This window comes from Pseudomonas sp. OIL-1 (assembly GCF_010669185.1).
Classification (GTDB): domain Bacteria; phylum Pseudomonadota; class Gammaproteobacteria; order Pseudomonadales; family Pseudomonadaceae; genus Halopseudomonas; species Halopseudomonas profundi.
Map to the genome: position 1 here is coordinate 2,235,208 of NZ_CP048629.1, position 20,668 is coordinate 2,255,875.

Here is a 20,668-nt window from a genome sequence, read left to right on the forward strand (position 1 = left end):
TGTTATAGATGCTCCTCTTCCCGTTAAAGTCTGTCGTTATTGGTCACACTGGCTGCTTCTGGCCCGGGCAACGCGCGAACCGGAGGGCCGGTTCAACAGCTTACTGATGCGGTTGCCGGCCTGAATCAGTGCGTCCAGGTCTATTCCAGTGTGGATGCCCAGTCCATTGAGCATGTAGAGAACGTCTTCAGTGGCGACGTTACCGGTGGCACCCTTGGCGTAGGGGCACCCGCCGAGGCCGGCAACCGAGCTGTCGAATACCTGGATGCCTTCCAGCAGCCCGGCGTAGATATTGGCCAACGCTTGCCCGTAGGTGTCGTGAAAGTGGCCGGCCAAATGATCGCGCGGAATATGCTGCGCAACGGTTTCAAACAGGTTGCGCGTGGCACCGGGCGTGCCGGTGCCAATAGTGTCGCCCAGGGAGATTTCGTAGCAGCCCATGGCGTGCAGTTCGCGGGCCACGCTGGCGACCTGGCTGGCGGCGATCTCACCGTCATAGGGACAGCCCAGCACGCAGGATACATAGCCGCGTACCCGCACGCCGGCTTCGGCTGCGGCGCTCATGACGGGTTCGAAACGCTGTATGCTTTCACTGATCGAGCAGTTGATATTGCGCTGTGAAAAGCCTTCGGAGGCGGCGGCAAACACCGCCACCTCTTCAGCGCCGGCTTGCAGAGCCATTTCAAAACCTTTCAGGTTAGGCGTGAGCGCCGCGTAGGTCGTGCCGGCGCGCCGCTGAATCCCGGCAAATACGTCCAAAGAGCCGGCCATCTGCGGGACCCACTTGGGCGAGACGAAACTGCCCACTTCGATGTAGCCCACCCCGGCGTTGCTCAGGTCATCGATCAGGCGGATCTTGTCAGCGTTGCTGACTGGCTGGGCTTCGTTCTGCAGGCCGTCACGCGCGCCTACTTCGACCAGTTTGACCGAGGCGGGCAGGCTCATTGCGCTTCCTCCATTTCCACCAGCAGAGTGCCCTCGGCGATCAGCTCGCCTTCGGCGCAGAAGATTGCCTTCACCGTGCCGGCTTCGGCTGCGCGAATGCTGTGTTCCATCTTCATCGCTTCGAGCACCAGCAGCACGGCGCCAGCCTCGACCTGTTGGCCTGGCTCGACCATGACGCGCACGACGCTGCCATTCATCGGCGCTTGCAAACCACCAGCATGCTGGTGGGAATGGTCCACTTCAGCAATCGGGTCAAATCGATCGATCCGCTGCCAGCTGTTGTGCCAGTGCAGATACAGCGCGCCATTGCTGATCAGCAGGCGGTGGCGGCGGGTCTGCTGCGCCTCGGTGATCAATAGCGTCTGGGTAGTCGGGCAATACGAGCAGCCGGTTACGTCTACGGCGGCAAAGGGCTGATCCAGCTCACCACAACGCAGGTGCAGGCGGCTCTGCGCGGGCAGTCCAGCGCGCCAGCTAGTCAGGTCAGTCCATGGGCTGGATTCGCCAGGTCCGGAGGCTACGGACGAGGCGCCAGGCATTGCCAGCAACCAGGCCTTCGCCGCGGTGCGCCAGAACTGCTCATCAAGTGCTTCAGGCGCGGGCAACAATTGCTCTGCATGACGCGGAATAAAACCAGTATCCAGTTCGGCCTGGGCGAAGGCGGGGTGGGCCAGAATACGGGTCAGGAACTTCAGGTTGGTCTGCACGCCAGCCACCACGGTCTCGCGCAGCATGGCCAGCAGGGACAGGCGCGCCTCTTCCCGCGTCTCGCCCCAGGCAATCAGTTTGGCGATCATCGGATCGTAGAAAGGCGAGACAACGTCGCCTTCGGTAACGCCGCTGTCCACGCGGCGGCCCTTGCCGGCGGGTGGCTCGCGATACAGCTGCAGGGTGCCGCTGGCCGGGAGAAAGTCGTTATCGGTATCTTCAGCGTACAGGCGCACCTCAATGGCGTGCCCCATCAGCGGCACCTGCTCCTGGGTCAGCGGGAGCTTCTCGCCCTGGGCCACCCGCAATTGCCAGGCGACCAGATCCTGTCCGGTAATGGCTTCGGTGACCGGATGCTCGACCTGCAGGCGGGTGTTCATTTCCATAAAGAAGAATTCGCCGCGCGCGTCCAGCAGAAACTCCACCGTGCCGGCACCGACGTAGCCGATAGCCTGGGCAGCTTTCACCGCCGCATCGCCCATGGCCTTGCGCAGCTCGGGCGAAAGGCCCGGCGCAGGCGCTTCTTCAACCACTTTCTGGTGACGGCGCTGGATCGAACAGTCGCGTTCGTTCAGGTAAACACCATTGCCATGCTGGTCGGCAAACACCTGGATTTCCACGTGGCGGGGCTGCAACACGTACTTTTCCACCAGCATGCGCGCATCGCCAAAGGAGGACTGGGCTTCGCGTTGCGCCGACGCCAGGGCGTCAGCCATATCCGCTTCGCGCTCGACCACCTTCATACCCTTGCCGCCACCACCGGCGGTGGCCTTGAGCAGCACCGGGTAGCCGATGCGCTCGGCAGCCGTTACGAAGGTCTGCAGGTCCTGTTCGTCGCCATGGTAGCCGGGCACCAGCGGCACGCCGGCCTTTTCCATCAACGCCTTGGCCGCTGATTTGCTGCCCATGGCATCGATGGCCGAGGCGGGTGGCCCGACGAAGATCAGGCCCTGCTCTTCGCAGGCACGGGCAAAACCGGCATTCTCGGACAGAAAACCGTAGCCGGGATGAATCGCCTGGGCACCGCTGGCGTGGGCGGCGGCGAGAATCTTGTCGACCAGCAGATAGCTGTCCGCTGGTTTCGCGCCACCAAGGCCGATGGCTATATCGGCTTGCAGGACGTGCTGTGCCTGACGGTCAACGTCACTGTGTACGGAGACAGTGGTAATGCCCATCTCGCTGGCGGTGCGCATGACCCGGCAGGCAATTTCGCCGCGGTTGGCGATAAGCAGGGTATTGATCATTTTTGTTCGTCCCACATCATGGCGAAGTTTTATGTTGTTCGGTTTTCACTATCTTTACCGGGTAGCTCTCAGTCTGGCTGCCATGCCGGTTTGCGCTTTTCCAGAAAGGCGCTCAGGCCTTCCTGACCTTCCGCGCTGACCCGGATGCCGGCAATGGCCGCTTCGGTATAACTGCGTACTTCCCCGGTCAGTTCACCGTGCTTGACGGTCTGCATAAGCGCCTTGGTCGCATTCATGGCCTGGGGGCTGTTCAGCAGCAGGTTATCGACCCACTCCTGTAGCGCCACGTCCAGCTTCTCGGCCGGATAGCATTCGGCGAGCAATCCCAGTTCCCGCGCCCGTTCACCGCTGAAACGCTCGGCGGTCAGGGCGTAGCGGCGCGCCGCCCGTTGCCCGATGGCTTGCACTACATAGGGGCTGATGACTGCGGGAAGCAAGCCGATACGCACCTCGGACAGGCTATACAGGCTGTCGTTGGTGCCAATAGCGATATCGCAGCAACTGATCAAACCCAGCGCACCACCAAAGGCTGCCCCGTGTACCACGGCCAGAGTCGGCAGGCTGAGCTGCGCCAGACTGGCCATCAGTTGCCCAAGTTCTCGGGCATCACTCAGGTTGGCCTGATAATCGAGCTTGGCGCACTCCTGCATCCAGGCCAGATCGGCTCCGGCAGAAAAGTGCTTGCCGCGCCCGCGCAGCAGGAGAAACCGCAGCCCTTTGGCGGCCTGAACCTCATCCATGGCTGCCAGCAGCTCACGGATCATCTCGGCATTGAACGCGTTGTTGCGTTCGGGCCGGTTCAGCCACAGGGTTGCTACGCCGTTGTCGCTGTATTCGAGTTCGATTGTCTTGAAGCTGGTCATGGCTTTCTCAATCCGTGTTGTGGCAATCAGCCGCCTGGGTGAAGCGGCAGCTGAAAGCAATCACATCCTGAACACCCCAAAGCGGGTCGGTGCAATAGGCGCATTTAGCGCGGCCGATATCGCCAGACCGAGCACGTCGCGGGTCTGCGCCGGGTCAATTACCCCGTCGTCCCATAACCGCGCGCTGGAATAGTAGGGATGACCCTGCCGCTCGTACTGCTCAAGAATCGGTTTGCGCAGCGTCTGTTCCTGCTCGGCGCTGAAGGTCTCGCCGGCGCGTTCAGCCTGCTCATGCTTGACCTGCACCAGCACGCCTGCTGCCTGTTCGCCGCCCATCACCGAAATGCGCGCATTGGGCCACATCCACAGGAAACGGGGATCGTAGGCGCGGCCACACATGCCGTAGTTGCCGGCACCGAAGCTGCCACCGATGATCACGGTGAATTTTGGCACCTGGGCGCAGGCCACAGCGGTAACCAGTTTGGCGCCGTGCTTGGCGATACCACCGGCCTCGTATTTCTGACCGACCATAAAGCCGGTGATGTTTTGCAGGAACAGCAGCGGAATGCCGCGCTGGCAGGCCAGTTCGATAAAGTGGGCGCCTTTCTGCGCGGACTCGGCGAAGAGGATGCCGTTGTTCGCCAGGATCGCTACCGGATGCCCATGCAGATGGGCAAAGCCGCATACCAGCGTGGTGCCATACAGCGCCTTGAATTCATCGAACTGGCTGTCGTCGACTAGGCGGGCAATCACTTCGCGCACATCAAAGGGTTGCTTGGCATCGGCCGGGATGATGCCGTATAGCTCGTCGCTGGCGTAGCGCGGGTTGATTGGTGCGCGGCAGTTCAGCTCACCCTGCTTGCGCCAGTTCAGATTGGCGATGCAGCGCCGGGCCAGGGCCAGGGCGTGTTCGTCGTTCTCGGCATAGTGATCGGCCACGCCTGAGGTCTTGCAGTGCACATCGGCGCCGCCCAGATCCTCGGCGCTGACCACTTCACCGGTGGCGGCCTTGACCAGCGGTGGGCCGGCAAGAAAAATGGTTGCCTGGTTGCGCACCATGATGGCTTCGTCTGCCATCGCTGGCACATACGCGCCGCCAGCGGTACAGGAGCCCATGACCACGGCAATCTGCGGAATGCCCTGGGCGCTCATGTTGGCCTGGTTGAAGAAGATGCGGCCGAAGTGCTCGCGGTCGGGAAAGACCTCATCCTGGCGTGGCAGGTTGGCGCCGCCGGAATCCACCAGATAGATGCACGGCAGGCGGTTCTGCTGGGCAATGGTCTGCGCGCGCAGGTGCTTCTTAACTGTCAGCGGATAATAGGAGCCGCCTTTGACCGTTGCGTCGTTGGCCACGATCATGCATTCGACACCTTCCACACGCCCTAGACCGGCGATCAGACCGGCGGCGGGCACGTCTTCGCCGTAGACCTCATGGGCGGTCAGTTGGCCGATTTCCAGAAACGGCGAACCTGGGTCGAGCAGGGCATCGATGCGCTGGCGGGGCAACAGTTTGCCGCGCGAGAGGTGGCGCTCCTGGGCCTTGGCGCCGCCGCCTTCGGCAACGCGCGCCAGCAACTCGCGCAGGTCCGTCACCAGTGTCTGCATGGCCGAGCAGTTAACCGCATATTCTGGCGCGTTGCGGTTGATTTGACTGTTGAGAATGCTCATGGGTTATCTCTTTTTATAAGGGCGCTTTTTATGAGGGGCTTCACCGGGTCTCGTTGAACAGTTCGCGCCCGATCAGCATGCGCCGAATTTCGCTGGTGCCTGCGCCAATCTCGTACAGTTTTGCGTCACGCCAGATGCGGCCGGTGGGGTAGTCATTAATATAGCCATTGCCGCCGAGGATCTGGATTGCTTCACCGGCCATCCACGTGGCTTTTTCGGCGGTATACAGGATCACGCCCGCACAATCCTTGCGCACCTGGCGGACATGCCCGCTGCCCATGGCGTCGAGGTATTTGCCGACGCTGTAGAGATAGGCGCGGCACGCCTGGAGGGTGCTGTACATGTCAGCGACCTTGCCCTGAATGAGCTGGAACTCGCCGATGCTCTGACCGAACTGCTTGCGGTCATGAATATAGGGCGTGACGATGTCCATGGACGCCTGCATCAGGCCCATCGGGCCACCGCTCAGCACCGCGCGTTCATAGTCCAGGCCGCTCATCAGCACCTTGGTGCCTTCACCCAGGCCGCCGAGAATGTTTTCTTCCGGGATCTCAACGTTGTTGAATACCAGCTCGCCGGTGTGCGAGCCGCGCATGCCGAGCTTGTCGAGCTTCTGCGCAACGGAGAAACCAGGGGTATTGGTATCCAGGATAAAGGCAGTCATGCCTTTGGCACCAGCGGCGAGATCGGTCTTGGCGTAGACCACCAACACGTGGCAATCAGGTCCGTTGGTGATCCACATCTTGGTGCCGTTCAACACGTAACGGTCGCCTTTCTTGTCGGCGCGCAGTTTCATGGAGACCACATCAGAGCCGGCATTCGGCTCACTCATGGCCAGGGCGCCGATGTGCTCGCCGGAGATCAGCTTGGGCAGGAACTTCTGCTTCTGCGCTTCGCTGCCGTTGCGGTGAATCTGGTTCACGCACAAGTTCGAATGCGCTCCGTAGGACAAGCCGATACCGCCGGCTGCGCGGGAAATTTCTTCCATGGCGATCATATGCGCCAGATAGCCCATACCCGAGCCGCCGTATTCTTCGGCCACGGTAAGACCAAGCAGGCCCATGTCGCCAAATTTGCGCCACAGATCCATCGGAAACTCGTCGGTGCGGTCGGCTTCGGCGGCACGCGGGGCGATTTCCTTGGCAGCAAAGCCGGCAACCGAATCACGCAGCATGTCGATGTCTTCACCAAGGAAGAAGTCCAGTCCGGGTATAGCGCTCATACTATGTAATCTCCTGTTCTTATGTTTATAGCTGCGTGGCCTGGATGCGCGCATCCTTGGCGGTGGCGTCGTGAAATTCCGCTTTGCGCTCATTGCGCCATGCCGATAGCAGCCGGGCGTGCTGAATGCGGGCCTGATCCAGGAAACGCTCCTTGACCGGACCGTAGCCGCGAACGATGTCTGGCAGGTTGGTAAGCTCTACGGCGGTTTGCAGTTTCTCTGCGGTCAGCTTGTCGAGCACCTCGTCAAGAATGCCTTCGTAGGTCGCCAGCCATTCGCGTTCTACCTTGCGCTCGGCGGTATAGCCAAAGGGATCGATGACCGAATTACGCAGGAACTTCAGACGTGCCAGCAACTTGAAGCTGCGCATCATCCACGGGCCGAAGCTGCGTTTTTTTGGTTCTTCGCCTGGCTTGGCGTTGTTCATGATGGGCGGAGCCAGGTGGAAGTTGAGCTTGTAGTTGCCCTCGAACTGCGCTTCGATCTTTTTCATGAAATCGCCGTTGGTATACAGCCGCGCCACTTCGTATTCGTCCTTGGTAGCCAGCACCTTGAAGTAATTACGTGCGACGGTCTCGGTCAGCTTGCCCGGCTCGCCAGCGATTCGCGTTTCAGCCTCGCGGAACTGCTGCACGCGCGCCAGGTATTTGTCACCCAGTTTGGCGTTCTGATACTCGGTAAGAGTGGCGATACGGCGCTGAATGACCTCATCCAGATTCTGCGACAGCGGTTGCGCTGCGGCTTTGCTGCTGTTGCTGTCGATCAGGCTGCGCAGGCGCGGCAAATCAGCGGCGGCGCGGCGGCCCCAATCGAATGCCTTGAGGTTGAACTCGATTGCGGTGCCGTTCAGCTCGATGGCCTGGACCAGCGATTCTTGCGCGACAGGTAGCCAGCCCTTCTGATAGGCGAAGCCGAGCATGAAGGTGTTGGTGGCAATCGAGTCGCCCATCAGTACGGTGGCGATACGACTGGCATCCAGGAAACTGGACTGACCCTCGCCAACCGCTTCAGCAATCTGCGCCGACATGGCCTGGGTGCGGAACTTGGGATCGGGATGGGCTTCGAGGTTGCCGCTCTCGGCCTGCAGGGCAAAGGTGCGTACGAACTCGCTGGTGATGCTTTCGTCCGAATTCACCACGGCATGGGTCACGCCGTGGCGGAGCTTTTCCAGGGTCTCGTTGTTGGCGCTGACCACCAGATCGCAACCCAGCAGCAGACTGGTTTCGCCTGCAGCAATGCGCGGTGCATGTAGCTGCGATTGCTCGGCAGCGATGCGGATATGCGACCACACGGCGCCGCCTTTCTGCGCCATGCCGGCCATATCCAGGTTCAGCACGCCTTTGCCTTCGATGTAGGCAGCCATGCCGAGCAAGGCGCCGATGGTCACCACGCCGGTGCCGCCCACGCCAGTGACCAGAATGCTGTAGGGCTGATCCAGTGAGGCCATGGCCGGCGTTGGCAGATGCCATTCATCGTCACCGGTGTTGCCCAGCGCCTTGGCCTTGCGCAATGCGCCGCCTTCCACGGTTACGAAGCTCGGGCAAAAGCCGGACAGGCAGGAGAAGTCCTTGTTGCACGATGACTGGTCGATGCTGCGCTTCTGGCCGAATTCGGTATCGACGGTCACCACCGACATGCAGTTGGATTTGCTGCTGCAATCGCCGCAACCTTCGCAAACCGCCTGGTTGATGACCACCCGGCGCGCCGGATCAGGGAACTTGCCGCGCTTGCGGCGGCGGCGTTTTTCGGCAGCGCAGGTCTGGTCGTAAACGATAGCGGACACGCCGTCGAACTCGCGCAGCTCCTGCTGCAGCTTTTCCATTTCGTCACGGTGCAGGACTGGCACGCCGTCGGCCAGGTTCTTCACCGATTCGTATTTTTCCGGCTCGTCGGTCACCACGGCAATACGCTTGACCCCCTCAGCAGCCAGTTGCTGGGTGATCTGCGGCACGGTCAGAGTGCCGTCAACCGGTTGTCCGCCGGTCATGGCTACGGCATCGTTGTACAGAATCTTGTAGGTGATCTGCGCCTTGGCAGCGACCGCTGCGCGGATTGCCAGGATGCCGGAATGGAAGTAGGTGCCGTCGCCCAGGTTGGCGAATACGTGCTTGGTGGTGGTAAACGGCGCCTGGCCAATCCAGGCTACGCCTTCACCGCCCATCTGGCTGAAGGTCTGGGTTTGCGGATAGATCCACGCGGCCATGTAGTGACAGCCGATACCCGCCAGCGCCCGACTGCCTTCCGGCACCTTGGTGGAGATGTTGTGCGGGCAGCCCGAACAGTAGTGAGGTACCCGATCCATCAGCGCGCCCATTACGTTCTTGGTGGTGAGCTGTGCTTCGAGCTGCTGCAAGCGGTTCTGCAATCTGTCGTCCGGACGCAGGCGCAGAATCCGCTTGGCCAGGGCGCGGGCGATGTGCGCCGGCGTCAGCTCACTGATGGCCGGCAGCAGCCAATCAGTGTGGGGCATGCTCCACTCGCCCTTGTCGTCGAACTTGCCGACGATGCGTGGCCGCACGTCCTCGCGCCAGTTATACAGCTCTTCCTTCATCTGGTACTCGATCATGTGGCGCTTTTCCTCCACCACGATGATCTCTTCCAGGCCTTCAGCGAAATGGCGTACGCCTTCGGCTTCGAGGGGCCAGACCATGCCCACTTTGTAAACGCGCAGTCCCATCTGCTGGGCCTGTTCTGCATCGATGCCGAGCATCTCAAGCGCCTGGCACACATCCAAGTACGATTTGCCTGCGGTGATGATGCCGATCCGGGCGTTGGGTGAGTCCATGACCACGCGGTCGATACGGTTGGCGCGGGCATAGGCCAAGGCGGCATACAGCTTGTGTTCGAGCAGGCGCTGTTCCTGAGCCAGCGGCGGATCGGGCCAGCGGATGTTCAGGCCGCCTTCGGGAATCTGGAAGTCGGGAATGATCGATTCGACGCGGAACGGATCGATATCGACAATCGCTGCGCTCTCAACGGTATCGGCGACGGCTTTCAGCGCCACCCAGCAACCGGAGTAACGGGACATGGCCCAACCGTGAATGCCGTAATCCAGGTATTCCTGCACGCCAGAAGGTGCCAGAACCGGCATCATCACGGCTTTGAATATATGCTCTGTCTGGTGCGGCAGTGAAGAGGAGCGGGCGCCATGGTCATCACCGGCGACGGCCAGTACACCACCGAACTTCGAGGTGCCGGCAGCATTGGCATGCCGGAAGACGTCTCCGGAGCGGTCCACGCCCGGACCTTTGCCGTACCACATGCCGAATACGCCGTCATAGGTGGCGCCCTCAAAGATGTTGACCTGCTGGGTGCCCCAGATGGAGGTGGCGGCCAGCTCTTCGTTAACGCCTGGCTGGAAATGGGTGTGGCTCTCTTTCAGGTATTCCCGGGCGCGCCACAGATGCTGGTCGAAGCCGCCGAGTGGTGAGCCTCTATAGCCCGAAACAAAGCCAGCGGTATTCAGCCCCGCAGCCAGATCGCGCTGGCGTTGCATAAGCGGCAGCCGGACCAGCGCCTGGACTCCGGTCATCAATTGATAGCCGCTTATCTGCGTATACTTGTCGTCAAGCGAGAGGGAAGTTCCCATGGCTGATCATTACCTGTCTTGTTCTGTTTATGGCTACTGCAATGCACGGTAGTACGGATTGACTGGAGTATATGAAGGGCGGCGGGTATCGTAAATTTATAAAAACTAGATATAGGTATCTGAAAAACAAATGGCAAACCATGACGTTTCGATGCGCCAGTTGCGCTATTTCGTTGCCGCTGCGGAGACCGGCCAGTTTTCCCAGGCGGCCAGCAAGGTGCATGTATCGCAGTCGGCCATCACCACTGCGGTCATGCAGCTGGAGGAGCGCCTGGGCGTGAAGCTGTTCGAGCGGATGCCCTACGGCGTCAGCCTCACAGCGGAGGGCAACAAGTTCTTTCAGCACGCAAGTCACATTCTCGATACGCTGCAGGATGCGCTCAGCGAGCCGTTTTTTCTCAGCCATGCGATCAGCGGTGTGGTCAGGGTAGGGGCGACCTATACGGTGCTGGGCTACTTTCTGCCCAATTTGCTGGCGCGGTTCAAGCGCAGCTACCCCGACGTCGAAATCGACCTGATCGATATGGATCGAAGCAATATCGAGGCGGCAGTCAGCTCGGGTGAGCTCGACGTGGGGTTGACCGTGATCTCCAATGCCAGCGATCTCGGCGGCCTGGAGCACAGCGTGTTGATCAGGTCTCGCCGTCAATTGTGGCTGGCTTCCACCCATCCCCTGATGCAGTCGGCGTCCATCACCTTGAAGGATGTTGCCGGATACGCCTATATCATGCCCACGGTGGATGAAGGCGAGACATCGGCGCTGCGCTACTGGCATAGCCAGAGCCTAGAGCCGCAGGTGGCTTTTCGTACCTCTTCGATGGAATCGTTGCGCGGGCTGGTGGCACACGGTTTCGGAGTGACCATTCTGTCGGACATGCTGTACCGCGCCTGGTCGCTGGAAGGCAAGAAAATCGAAATTCGTCCGCTTACCGACGCCGTACCGCCGATGGAACTGGGCTTGCTGTGGCGTGAAGGCGCAAGCCTGAACGAGGCTGCCAGCGCCTTCCAGCAATTCCTCATTCATGCTTGTGGGTCCTGAGCTAGGGTCTGTTGCCGTTTCGTCGCGGCCGTGCCGAAACGGCAACAGACCCTAGGGTGATGTGCCAGGACATCACTCCCCCGGCTCGCTCTGGCTCGTCTGTTCGCGTCTTTGTCTGATGGCTTCAGCAAAATCGCGCTTGAGCGTGGGGTAGTAGGCGATCTGGCCACCCATTCCGCCAGCGATGTCGATTGATGCGCCGCTGATAAAACTTGCGTAATCGCTGGCGAGGAACAGCACCATGCCCGCCACGTCCTCCGGCTGACCATATCGACCGACCGGCACCACTTTCATGACCATCGCATCAAACTCTTCCCGGGTTACGCCGGGGCCCATTTCCTTGAAATGCCGATCCCATTGCCCGGTATCGATCCAGCCCATGTTCAGTGTGTTGACGAGGATATTGTCCTTGGGCAGCGACATGCCAAGCGATTTCGAAAGGGCTACGCAGGAGGCGCGGTTGATGACCGACGGAATCCCTTCGGGAGTGGGCACCACGCCTGCCAGTGCATTGATCTCAACGATTCTGCCCCAGCGCTGCTTGCGCATGAAAGGCACAACAGCCTGAACAAAGCGAAAGTGACCCATTTGCAACACGTTGGCATGGGCAAGAATGTCTTCGGGCGTGAGGCTATCCAGATTGCCGCCTTTACCCTGGCCTGCGTTATTGACCAGCACATCCACACCGCCCCAGGCTTCGGTGACTTCTGCAACGAATGCCTGGACCGCAGCGGTATCAGTGACATCGACCGAGCGGGCTATCACGGCCGCTGCGCTGCGCTCCAGTTCGTTGCCGGCTTCCGCAACAGCCTGCGCATCGCGCGCGCAGATAGCGACCTTGGCACTATCCGCCGCAAACGCTCTGGCAATCGCTCGGCCAATGCCGCGGGAGGCGCCTGTAATGATCACTCGCTTACCACTTAAATCAATATTCATACATTCTCCGTAGTGATGGAAGTTGGGGTATACACGCTCTACCCTCGGCTGGAAGCGCCATTTCAGGGCGTTTCCAGTCGAGCCCCTGCTTTCTATTAAACCGACAACCGCCGAAAAAAAGAAACACAAATGGAACAAAAAATAAATTTATGTTTAATTTATGCCATTGATTACAAGCAAAAAACGGCGAATGTGCGGTTTCAAGGGTTCTACAGCAGATTTGATGGCTGTTGCATCTGCTCCAATTTCGCTGTTATCTTCAAATCTGAATGCAGAATGAAAATCTTAATATGGAATTGCGGATTGTCTTCCGCTAGGATGGCTAGACGCTGAACGGAGCGCGGCAGGCTAAGCCAACTGGTGTTGTGGTTGAAGAGGCTTGTGGTGTTGCAGCGATACGCGAAAAATTTTCATTAGCCACTGAAAATAAAAACAAGGAATACAGATGAACACTAAAATCAAATTTGGTCACATCGGTTTGGCTCGTAGTGCGCTGGCTCTTGCAGTTCTAGCGGCTACGGGCAGCGCTTCAGCCATGCAAATCGATGTCGGAAATCCTGATATTCGGCTGCGCTGGGACAATACCGTTCGCTATAACCTGGGTATCCGCGCGGAGGACCAGGACAGCGCGATTATGAATAACCCCAACTTTGACGAGTCGAACGGGAAGTTTGATAAAGGCGACATCGTCACCAACCGCCTCGATCTGCTGACGGAAATCGACCTCGCCTACAAATGGCATTACGGTGCCCGGGTCAGCGCGGCTGCATGGTACGACGACGCCTACAGTGATCGCACCGTTGAAAGCAACGTGCCGGGTTATTCGACAAGTTATAACAACGACACCTACAGCTCGGAAGTAGAGCGCTACGTCTACGGTCCATCTGGAGAGATTCTGGATGCGTTTGTCTGGGCCAACTTCGATCTGGGCAACACGCCGGTCAACATAAAAGTCGGGCAGCACACGCAGTACTGGGGTGAGGGTCTGTTGTTTGGCGCCCACGCCATGTCCTACTCCCAGGCGCCAACGGATGCGGTGAAAGCCGTCACCAGCCCGGGTATTGAAACCAAAGAAGTGTTTTTGCCGATCGGGCAGGTATCTGCCAAGGCCCAGGTGACCAATAACCTGTCCATCTCCGGCCAGTATTTCTACGAATGGGATCACACCCGCTTTCCGTATGGCGGCACCTATTTCGGCGCAGCCGATCCTTTCTTTGAAGGTCCAGACCGTCTGCCAGCGGCGCCCGGCTTCAATCTTCGTCATGCGGACTCCAAGTTCGGACGCGACGATGCCAACTGGGGTGTCATGGCACGCTATGACCTGCAGGATCTAGGCGCAACGGTGGGCGCTTATTACCGTCAATTTGATGACTACCAGGCATGGCTGTCTCCTCAGATTGATATGGCGGCTGGCCAGTACCGCCTGGTTTACCCACGGAACGTGAAACTGATGGGTATCAGCTACGCAGGCAATATTGGTTCTGCAGCCATCGGCGCGGAAGTGTCGTACCGCCAGGATGGCGCACTGAACGCCACAGGCATCAGTTCCGTCAATAACGAAGGTCCTCGCGGTGACACCTATCATGCCGTGATTAACGCAGTGTATGGTGTGCCCCGCAACTGGCTGGCAAATAACTCGGTGCTGGTAGCTGAACTCGCATTCAGTCATCTGGACAAGGTCACCAAGAACGAGGAGCTTTATAAAGGAGAGGGTAACGCAGCCTGTACCGATCTTCGAACGCCAACTATTCCAGGCTCTGGAGATAAGGAAGACGGTTGCTCGACCCGCAACTACGCGGCCGTAGCTGTGAACTATACACCGCAATACCTGGCCATCCTGCCGTCGTGGGATCTATCCGTTCCGTTGACCGTCAACTACGGCTTGCATGGTAACGCGGCCACTGCCGGTGGCGGATCTGAAGGCGCGTTGGCCTGGTCTGTTGGTGCGCAAATGACCTATCGTCAGAGCCACGACTTTACCTTGCGCTACGCGGATACTTCAGCTCAGGAGAAGAACACCCTGAATGCCAACGGCGCAGAAATGGTCAATGGCAACGGGGCAGTAGGTGGTACTGACCGCGGTTGGGTATCGCTGACCTACAAGACCTCCTTTTAATAAACACAATATCGGAGCACGTTATGAAACTTCATTTTGCCTTAAGCATCGCCTTGACAGGGATTTCGGCATATTCACTGGCCGCAGTGCCTGAGCAGGAGGCTTCCAAGCTTGGCGAGTCTCTTACCATGGTCGGGGCGATTCAAGCGGGCAATGAAGCTGGCACTATCCCCCCTTTTGAAGGGGGGCTTCGTGACGCTCCTGCTGATTTTGAACCGGGTAGCGGTTATTGGGCGGATCCCTTCAAGGATGAAGAGCCGCTGTTTCGTATCGATGCCAGTAACTATGAGCAGTATGCGGATCAGCTGAGTGCAGGTCAGATCGAATTGCTCAAACGTAATCCAGACACCTATTACATGGATATCTACCCCAGTCATCGTACGGCGGCGCATCCCCAGAATGTTCTCGACGCCACCGTGCGCAATGCTACCACCTGTGAAACCGTGAAAGACGGTCTTGCCCTGGAGCCGGAATGTCGGGGCGGTATACCCTTCCCGATTCCACAAACCGGGCATGAGCTGATGTGGAACCAGCAGACCCGTTACAACGACGGCCAATACGGTACCACTACCGCCTCATCCAATAGCTGGATCGTGGCCTCCAACGGCACCGTGACCAAGGCTTCCGAGCAGGCCACCTTCGTTGAGCGTCCTTACTATCAGACGGATCTGGAAGAACGGGATCCGCAGATGTACACCCGTGTGTATTCGGTTACCAAAGCCCCTGCACGCCGGGCGGGTGAGCTGACCGGCTATACGGATTTCCTCGATCCGACCGAGCAACCACGTCGTGCCTGGAGCTATACGCCAGGACAGCGTCGGGTCAAATTGGCCCCCGAGTTTGCCTACGATACCCCCGTAGCCAGTATGGGCGGGCTGGAATTGTTCGATGAGCTGTTCATGTTTTCGGGTATGCAGGACCGCTTTGACTTCGATCTGGTTGGTAGAAAGGAGATGTACATTCCTTACAACAACTACGAGTTGTATTTTCACTGCGATGCTGACACCCAGCTGATGGAGTCCCACGTCAACCCCGAATGCGAGCGGTGGGAACTGCACCGTGTATGGGAAGTGGAAGCGACGCTCAAGGAAGGCAACCGCCACGTCTACAGCAAGCGGACCTACTACCTGGACGAAGACACCTATGGGGCTGGCCTGTATGACGCCTGGGACCAGAGTGGTCAGCTGTATCGTTCAATGATGCTGGGTGGCGTTCAGCTTTATAACCACGATATTCCTTACGTCGTCAAGCACTCTATCTATGACTTCAACAAGGGCATGTACGGTTTGATCAATGATGCGCTCAATGGCGGCTATCAGGTACTCGAGGAGCCTCGTTCTGAGCGCGAGTTGAACCCTGAAGCCATCGTGGGCCGAGAAAGCGTTCGCTAACCAGAGCCAGACCAGGGCAACGCTGGTTCTCCAGGACGGATAAAGCGCTGCCGATCATACCGGTTGACCCGGGTGCATCCCGCATGAGGATGCTCCTGGGATCACTGAGGATAAAAACAATGAATGTATCCCGTCTGTTCAGTTGGTCTGCTGGTAAACGCCGCCCAGGTGCCTTGCTCGCCATGGCAGGGGCTTGCTGCATCGGGTTAACGGTATCGGCTTCGGAGCAAGCTTCGGAATCGCCAACCGGTTTCCATGACCCGTTGCAACAATCCGCTTTGGTTCAGGCCGCCGCGCACGCGCAGCCCACTCTCGCCGTCACCCGTGCTGGTGAGAACCTCGTGGGTGTCGGCTTGCGCGGATTGATCATGATATCTGACGATGATGGCGAAACCTGGACCCAGTCCCCGAGTCCAGTGGCTGTCGATCTGGTTCAGGTGTACTTCCAGAATGAGCTCAACGGCTGGGCCGTCGGCCATGACTCTGTCTTGCTGGCAACCACCGATGGTGGATTTTCATGGGAAGTGCAGCTGGACGGTCGGAGTCTGGTCACTCTTCTCAGGGAACATTACGCCAACGTATCGGATCTTGATGAGTTCGAAGCGGAAAGCATGCTCCGGGAAGTCGACCTTGGAACCAGCACGTCTGCCGATCCCGACATCATGGCCACGCCTTTTCTCGACGTATTCGTGAGGGAGAACGGCGAAGGATTCGTGCTGGGTGCTTTTGGCATGCTGCTGCGCACTACCGACAACGGCGCTACCTGGGAACCCTGGACCGAACATACCGAGAACGACCGTCGTATGCATCTGTACAGCATCGACATGCAGGGCGATCAGGTCTACATCAGCGGAGAGCAGGGCTTGCTGATGCGGCTGGACCGTGAAGCGCAGCGTTTCGTGCAGGTTGATACTCCCTATACCGGCACCTTCTTCGGAGTGCATATCAGTAATGGCGCGCTGATGGCCTACGGTCTGAGGGGCAATCTCTACGTCAGTCGTGACGGAGGCGAGAACTGGCAGCATGTGGACACTCAGCAAAACGCGACGCTGATCGACGCCTTGGATGGCGCCGCCGGCGGAGAGGTATTGCTGGTGAGCGAGCGAGGTGAGCTGGTTCGCCTGGATACCACGACGCTGGAGACCGATCTTCTGTCGGTCCCTTATGCCGGGCAGGTGTATTCCTCGGCCAGACCGGAAGCGCCCGGCACGCTCATCGTTGCGCAATTTTCCGGGCTTCGAAAGATAGATATCAGCCAGTTTCAATAGTAGCCATACCGCACTTCCGTTCACCTCGCTAGAGGTTTGGGTAAGGACAGTTGGTCTAAACGAGTTTATGTCCGGGTTGCACTGGGTTGAGAAAACCGCCGTGCAAGCTGATATATGTGGAGAGGATGATGGTCGATCTTAAAAGCAACGCTGGGATGCCGGTCGTGCGTGACGTCAAGGACTTTGACAAAAGTTCTGGTGGCCTGTTTGAGCGTATTATTTTCAGCCATCGGATTCTGGTCCTTGTTACTTGTCTTTTAGTCACTATCGTACTGGGATTCTTTGCAACCAAACTGGACGTTAACGCCAGTTTCGAGCGAATGATTCCGGTCAACAACCCTTATATTCAGAACTATCTCGATAACAAGAGTGAACTACCCGGGCTTGGTAATAACATCAGGGTCGTGGTCTCCAACAAGCAGGGCAGTATTTATGACCCGGAGTATCTGGAAGCTCTGCAGGAAGTAAATGACACCCTCTATCTGATTCCAGGGATAGACAGATCCTGGATGCGCTCGTTGTGGATGCCGATCGTGCGGTGGCGCGAAGTCACCGAAGACGGCATCAGCGGCGGGGCGGTCATGCCATCCGATTATGACGGCAGCGACGCCAGCATCACCGCGCTGCGTCGTAACGTCACCCGCGCGGGTCTGACAGGCAGCCTGGTGGCCAACGACAGGGCATCAAGCATGATTGTTGCGCCGCTACTGGAGACACATCCGCAAACGGGTGAGCCGCTGGATTACAGCGAATTTTCTGACCAGCTCGAGGAACAAATCAGATCGTTGGAAAGCGATCAGATCGGTATCCATATTGTGGGTTTCAGCAAGCTGGTCGGTGATCTGATCGATGGGTTGCAGGTCGTGATGCTGTTCTTTGCGATTTCCGTGGCGATTGCTGCGCTGTTTGTGTATCTCTACACGCATTGCGTACGCAGCACACTGCTGCTGGTGAGTATCGCGATTACCGGCGTGGTCTGGCTGTTGGGTTTGATGCAGCTTCTAGGCTATGACCTCGACCCCTATTCAATCCTGGTTCCGTTTCTGATCTTCGCCATTGGTCTGTCCCATGGCACCCAGAAGATGAACGGCATTCTTCAGGATATCGGACGTGGCACCCATAAATACGTTGCAGCACGGTATACCTTCAGACGGCTGTTTCTGACCGGCTTGACTGCACTGCTGACCAACGTGGTCGGGTTTGCGGTGCTGGCGATCATCGATATTCCGGTCATTCGGGACCTCGCGCTGACCACCAGTATCGGTGTCACCGTGCTGATTTTCACCAAGTTGATTCTGATTCCCGTCGCGCTGTCCTATATCGGCGTAAGCAGGAAAGCCGCCAGGCTGGCCATCGAGAAGGACGCGGCCGAGCAGCAGAACAAGAGCTGGCAGGGCAAGATCTGGCAGGGTCTGGATCTGTTCACCCAGCGCAAGTGGGCTACCGCTGCCGTCGCGGTCTCGGTGCTGATCACTGGCGTCAGTGCGGTCGTCATGATGGACCTCAAGATCGGCGATCTGGATCCCGGTGCGCCCGAGTTGCGGGCCGATTCACGATACAACCGGGACAATGCGTTTATCTCAGCCAACTATGGTCTTTCCAGTGATCAGTTTGCGGTGATCATGAAGACCGACGTAGACGGCTGCCGCTTTTATGGACCTTTGCAAACCATGGATAAGCTGGCATGGCGTCTACGCCAGACCGAAGGCGTGCAGACCACCAATTCCCTGGCCGACTCAGTACGGTTCATGACCGCGGGAATGGCTGAGGGTAGCGGCAAGTGGCTGACTATCAGCCGTGATCAGGCGATTACCAACGCATCCGTCGACGCAGCGATGATCTCGTCGCCTGGCATCACCAACCAGAACTGCTCGGTTACCCCATTGATCGCCTATCTCACCGACCACAAGGCAGAGACCCTTACCCGCGTGCTGAACGTGGTGGAGGATTTCAACGCGGAGCACGGAACCGGGCCCGACGGTGAGCAGCCTGTCCAGTTCTTGCTGGCTGCCGGCAACGCGGGCATCGAAGCGGCAACCAATATCGAGGTACAGAAAGGCATCATCATCATGTACTTCGCGGTTTACGGCGCTACCGCTCTGTTGTGTCTGATCACCTTCCGCAGTATTCGCGCCACCCTGGTTGCGCTGATCCCGTTGATCATGACCACCATCATTGCCAAGGCGCTGATGGTCTGGTTGGGGATTGGCCTGAAGGTCGCCACCTTGCCGGTCATGGCGGTGGGTGTCGGAGTCGGGGTTGATTACGCGCTCTATCTGCTGAGTGTCCAGCTTGCCGTGCAGGGCCGCGGGGAATCGCTGGCAGTGGCCTACCGTCGTTCGCTTGATTTTACTGGCCGGGTAGTAGCGCTGATCGGTTTGACGATGGCAGCAGGCGTTGTCACCTGGGCCTGGTCACCGATCAAGTTCCAGGCCGACATGGGCATCCTGCTGACCTTCATGTTCCTCTGGAACATGCTGGGAGCGCTGATTCTGATTCCGGCACTGTCGCACTTTCTGCTCAGAGATTTTGGTACCGGGAAGAAGGGCAGCGGAGGATTTTCGTCCCCCGCCGAGGCTCCGGTGCCTATTGCCTCGCAGCCTACTCAAGCTCAAAAGCAGGCGGTGGTAGACACTCATTGAAGCGCTACTTGAGGTAGCGCTTGCCAAACAACAAGATTTTTTCGCTCCCCTGTAAGAAATGGAGATAAAGATGTTCGAATTACTGATGAGCGCCGACATGATGGTGCCAGACCCGGATGGAATGACCGAATTGCTGGTGGACAAGCTGGGCATCCACAAGCACGAGCGCTGGCGCCAGGCCTTTGATGACCATCCCTATATCGCCCATTTCCTGCGGGTGCACAAATCACTGGCCGTGTCGCCGACCCGGGTCGAGCCGCAGTGGCATCTGGACCGCCCCAACCCGGGTGATCCGATGTTCCATGATTTCCTGGAAAGCCTGAAGGAGTATCAGGGCCGGCATCGTCCGATGCTGACGCACTCCATTGTGCTGTCCCTGCACGGGGACAAGTTCGATGCCCTGGTAGCGAAACTGATGCGTCGGCGTCTACCGTTCCGAATGGCGCAACGCACGCCAGACATGCCCTTCGACCGTCTGTGGTTAGGAGCGTCGCCAGAAAAGCCGGTCTACGATCCCATCGTCGATGGCGGACTGTGTATCGAAGTCATGCCAATGGAGCCGCTGCAGATGCCTGCCGATACGTTCTCGGTCCCCGCTCCGCAGCCACGTGATTCCAAGCCCGGCGATATGGTGCGTGTTTCCGCCCGCGGCTATCTGGTGCGCGACCTGAACGAGACACTTCGCCGTTGCTCTGCCAATCTCGATTGGGAGCCCTCCGGTCCGATTGAGCTGATCGAGGGCGAAGGTTATCGCCGCGCGCGCATGGGCTTCAGCCTGGCCAACAGCGCCACGCTGGACATCATCGAAGCGACCCGCTGGAACAGTGAAGCGGGTCTGTACCTCAACAGCTGGGGTCCCGGCCCCTATTACATCCGCATCGCAGTAAACGATCTGGCCGCCAAGGCTGAAGATCTGCGCGCGCGGGGCACGGCGTTCAGCTGGATCGAGTCCAGCGATGCGGTGGGTGGCAAGGCACTGATCAGGATCGATCCGTCTGAGCTCAGAGGCCAATTGTTCGAGTTCGAGGAGTGCTGAC

General features: G+C 58.7%; 13 protein-coding genes. 6 read left to right on the forward strand and 7 right to left on the reverse strand.

Annotated features, from left to right (window positions below; translation table 11 throughout):
* Positions 1–36 precede the first annotated feature (36 nt).
* The 6 genes from G3M63_RS10480 to G3M63_RS10505 all read right to left on the reverse strand — a co-directional run bounded on the left by G3M63_RS10480 (position 37) and on the right by G3M63_RS10505 (position 10,239).
* On the reverse strand, positions 37–945 hold the full coding sequence (locus tag G3M63_RS10480) for a hydroxymethylglutaryl-CoA lyase (RefSeq protein WP_150300543.1): 909 nt from the start codon (positions 943–945) through the stop codon (positions 37–39).
* On the reverse strand, positions 942–2,897 hold the full coding sequence (locus G3M63_RS10485) for an acetyl/propionyl/methylcrotonyl-CoA carboxylase subunit alpha (RefSeq protein ID WP_150300542.1): 1,956 nt from the start codon (positions 2,895–2,897) through the stop codon (positions 942–944). The genes G3M63_RS10480 and G3M63_RS10485 overlap by 4 nt, the downstream gene beginning before the upstream one ends.
* Before the next feature lie 68 nt (positions 2,898–2,965).
* A complete protein-coding gene (locus G3M63_RS10490; protein WP_150300541.1) occupies positions 2,966–3,760 on the reverse strand; it encodes a gamma-carboxygeranoyl-CoA hydratase in 795 nt (264 codons plus the stop codon).
* Positions 3,761–3,820: 60 nt separating this feature from the next.
* Complete coding sequence (locus G3M63_RS10495) at positions 3,821–5,428, reverse strand: carboxyl transferase domain-containing protein (protein ID WP_150300540.1); 1,608 nt, start codon at positions 5,426–5,428, stop codon at positions 3,821–3,823.
* A gap of 40 nt (positions 5,429–5,468) precedes the next feature.
* Positions 5,469–6,650, reverse strand: coding sequence for an isovaleryl-CoA dehydrogenase (locus G3M63_RS10500; protein WP_150300539.1), 1,182 nt, complete (start codon positions 6,648–6,650; stop codon positions 5,469–5,471).
* Positions 6,651–6,675: 25 nt separating this feature from the next.
* Positions 6,676–10,239 (reverse strand): indolepyruvate ferredoxin oxidoreductase family protein, encoded by a 3,564-nt coding sequence (locus G3M63_RS10505; RefSeq protein WP_150300538.1) that lies wholly within the window; start codon positions 10,237–10,239, stop codon positions 6,676–6,678.
* A gap of 130 nt (positions 10,240–10,369) precedes the next feature.
* On the opposite strand from G3M63_RS10505, the gene G3M63_RS10510 reads away from it, so the two are divergent.
* On the forward strand, positions 10,370–11,278 hold the full coding sequence (locus G3M63_RS10510; protein ID WP_150300537.1) for a LysR family transcriptional regulator: 909 nt from the start codon (positions 10,370–10,372) through the stop codon (positions 11,276–11,278).
* A gap of 72 nt (positions 11,279–11,350) precedes the next feature.
* Here G3M63_RS10510 and G3M63_RS10515 read toward each other — a convergent pair whose 3' ends face one another.
* Positions 11,351–12,214, reverse strand: coding sequence for an SDR family oxidoreductase (locus G3M63_RS10515; protein ID WP_150300536.1), 864 nt, complete (start codon positions 12,212–12,214; stop codon positions 11,351–11,353).
* 445 nt (positions 12,215–12,659) lie between these two features.
* On the opposite strand from G3M63_RS10515, the gene G3M63_RS10520 reads away from it, so the two are divergent.
* The 5 genes from G3M63_RS10520 to G3M63_RS10540 all read left to right on the forward strand — a co-directional run bounded on the left by G3M63_RS10520 (position 12,660) and on the right by G3M63_RS10540 (position 20,667).
* Positions 12,660–14,330 (forward strand): DUF1302 domain-containing protein, encoded by a 1,671-nt coding sequence (locus tag G3M63_RS10520; RefSeq protein ID WP_150300535.1) that lies wholly within the window; start codon positions 12,660–12,662, stop codon positions 14,328–14,330.
* 23 nt (positions 14,331–14,353) lie between these two features.
* Positions 14,354–15,721: a DUF1329 domain-containing protein gene (locus G3M63_RS10525; protein ID WP_150300534.1), complete on the forward strand. Its 1,368-nt coding sequence runs from the start codon at positions 14,354–14,356 to the stop codon at positions 15,719–15,721.
* Positions 15,722–15,840: 119 nt separating this feature from the next.
* Positions 15,841–16,989, forward strand: coding sequence for a YCF48-related protein (locus tag G3M63_RS10530; protein WP_163983024.1), 1,149 nt, complete (start codon positions 15,841–15,843; stop codon positions 16,987–16,989).
* Between the two features lie 128 nt (positions 16,990–17,117).
* On the forward strand, positions 17,118–19,631 hold the full coding sequence (locus tag G3M63_RS10535; RefSeq protein ID WP_150300532.1) for an RND family transporter: 2,514 nt from the start codon (positions 17,118–17,120) through the stop codon (positions 19,629–19,631).
* 70 nt (positions 19,632–19,701) lie between these two features.
* The gene (locus G3M63_RS10540) at positions 19,702–20,667 is read left to right on the forward strand and encodes a lactoylglutathione lyase (RefSeq protein ID WP_150300531.1); all 966 of its coding nucleotides are present in this window, start codon (positions 19,702–19,704) and stop codon (positions 20,665–20,667) included.
* The last annotated feature ends 1 nt before the right edge of the window (position 20,668 follow it).

What these genes read in the sequence shown, in the direction of transcription:
- G3M63_RS10490 (WP_150300541.1), bottom strand. Translation starts at nt 3,760, where the DNA reads ATGACCAGCTTCAAGACAATCGAACTCGAATACAGCGACAACGGCGTA.
- G3M63_RS10535 (WP_150300532.1), top strand. Translation starts at nt 17,118, where the DNA reads ATGGTCGATCTTAAAAGCAACGCTGGGATGCCGGTCGTGCGTGACGTC.
- G3M63_RS10540 (WP_150300531.1), top strand. Translation starts at nt 19,702, where the DNA reads ATGTTCGAATTACTGATGAGCGCCGACATGATGGTGCCAGACCCGGAT.
- G3M63_RS10510 (WP_150300537.1), top strand. Translation starts at nt 10,370, where the DNA reads ATGGCAAACCATGACGTTTCGATGCGCCAGTTGCGCTATTTCGTTGCC.
- G3M63_RS10520 (WP_150300535.1), top strand. Translation starts at nt 12,660, where the DNA reads ATGAACACTAAAATCAAATTTGGTCACATCGGTTTGGCTCGTAGTGCG.
- G3M63_RS10505 (WP_150300538.1), bottom strand. Translation starts at nt 10,239, where the DNA reads ATGGGAACTTCCCTCTCGCTTGACGACAAGTATACGCAGATAAGCGGC.
- G3M63_RS10530 (WP_163983024.1), top strand. Translation starts at nt 15,841, where the DNA reads ATGAATGTATCCCGTCTGTTCAGTTGGTCTGCTGGTAAACGCCGCCCA.
- G3M63_RS10495 (WP_150300540.1), bottom strand. Translation starts at nt 5,428, where the DNA reads ATGAGCATTCTCAACAGTCAAATCAACCGCAACGCGCCAGAATATGCG.
- G3M63_RS10525 (WP_150300534.1), top strand. Translation starts at nt 14,354, where the DNA reads ATGAAACTTCATTTTGCCTTAAGCATCGCCTTGACAGGGATTTCGGCA.
- G3M63_RS10515 (WP_150300536.1), bottom strand. Translation starts at nt 12,214, where the DNA reads ATGAATATTGATTTAAGTGGTAAGCGAGTGATCATTACAGGCGCCTCC.
- G3M63_RS10485 (WP_150300542.1), bottom strand. Translation starts at nt 2,897, where the DNA reads ATGATCAATACCCTGCTTATCGCCAACCGCGGCGAAATTGCCTGCCGG.
- G3M63_RS10480 (WP_150300543.1), bottom strand. Translation starts at nt 945, where the DNA reads ATGAGCCTGCCCGCCTCGGTCAAACTGGTCGAAGTAGGCGCGCGTGAC.
- G3M63_RS10500 (WP_150300539.1), bottom strand. Translation starts at nt 6,650, where the DNA reads ATGAGCGCTATACCCGGACTGGACTTCTTCCTTGGTGAAGACATCGAC.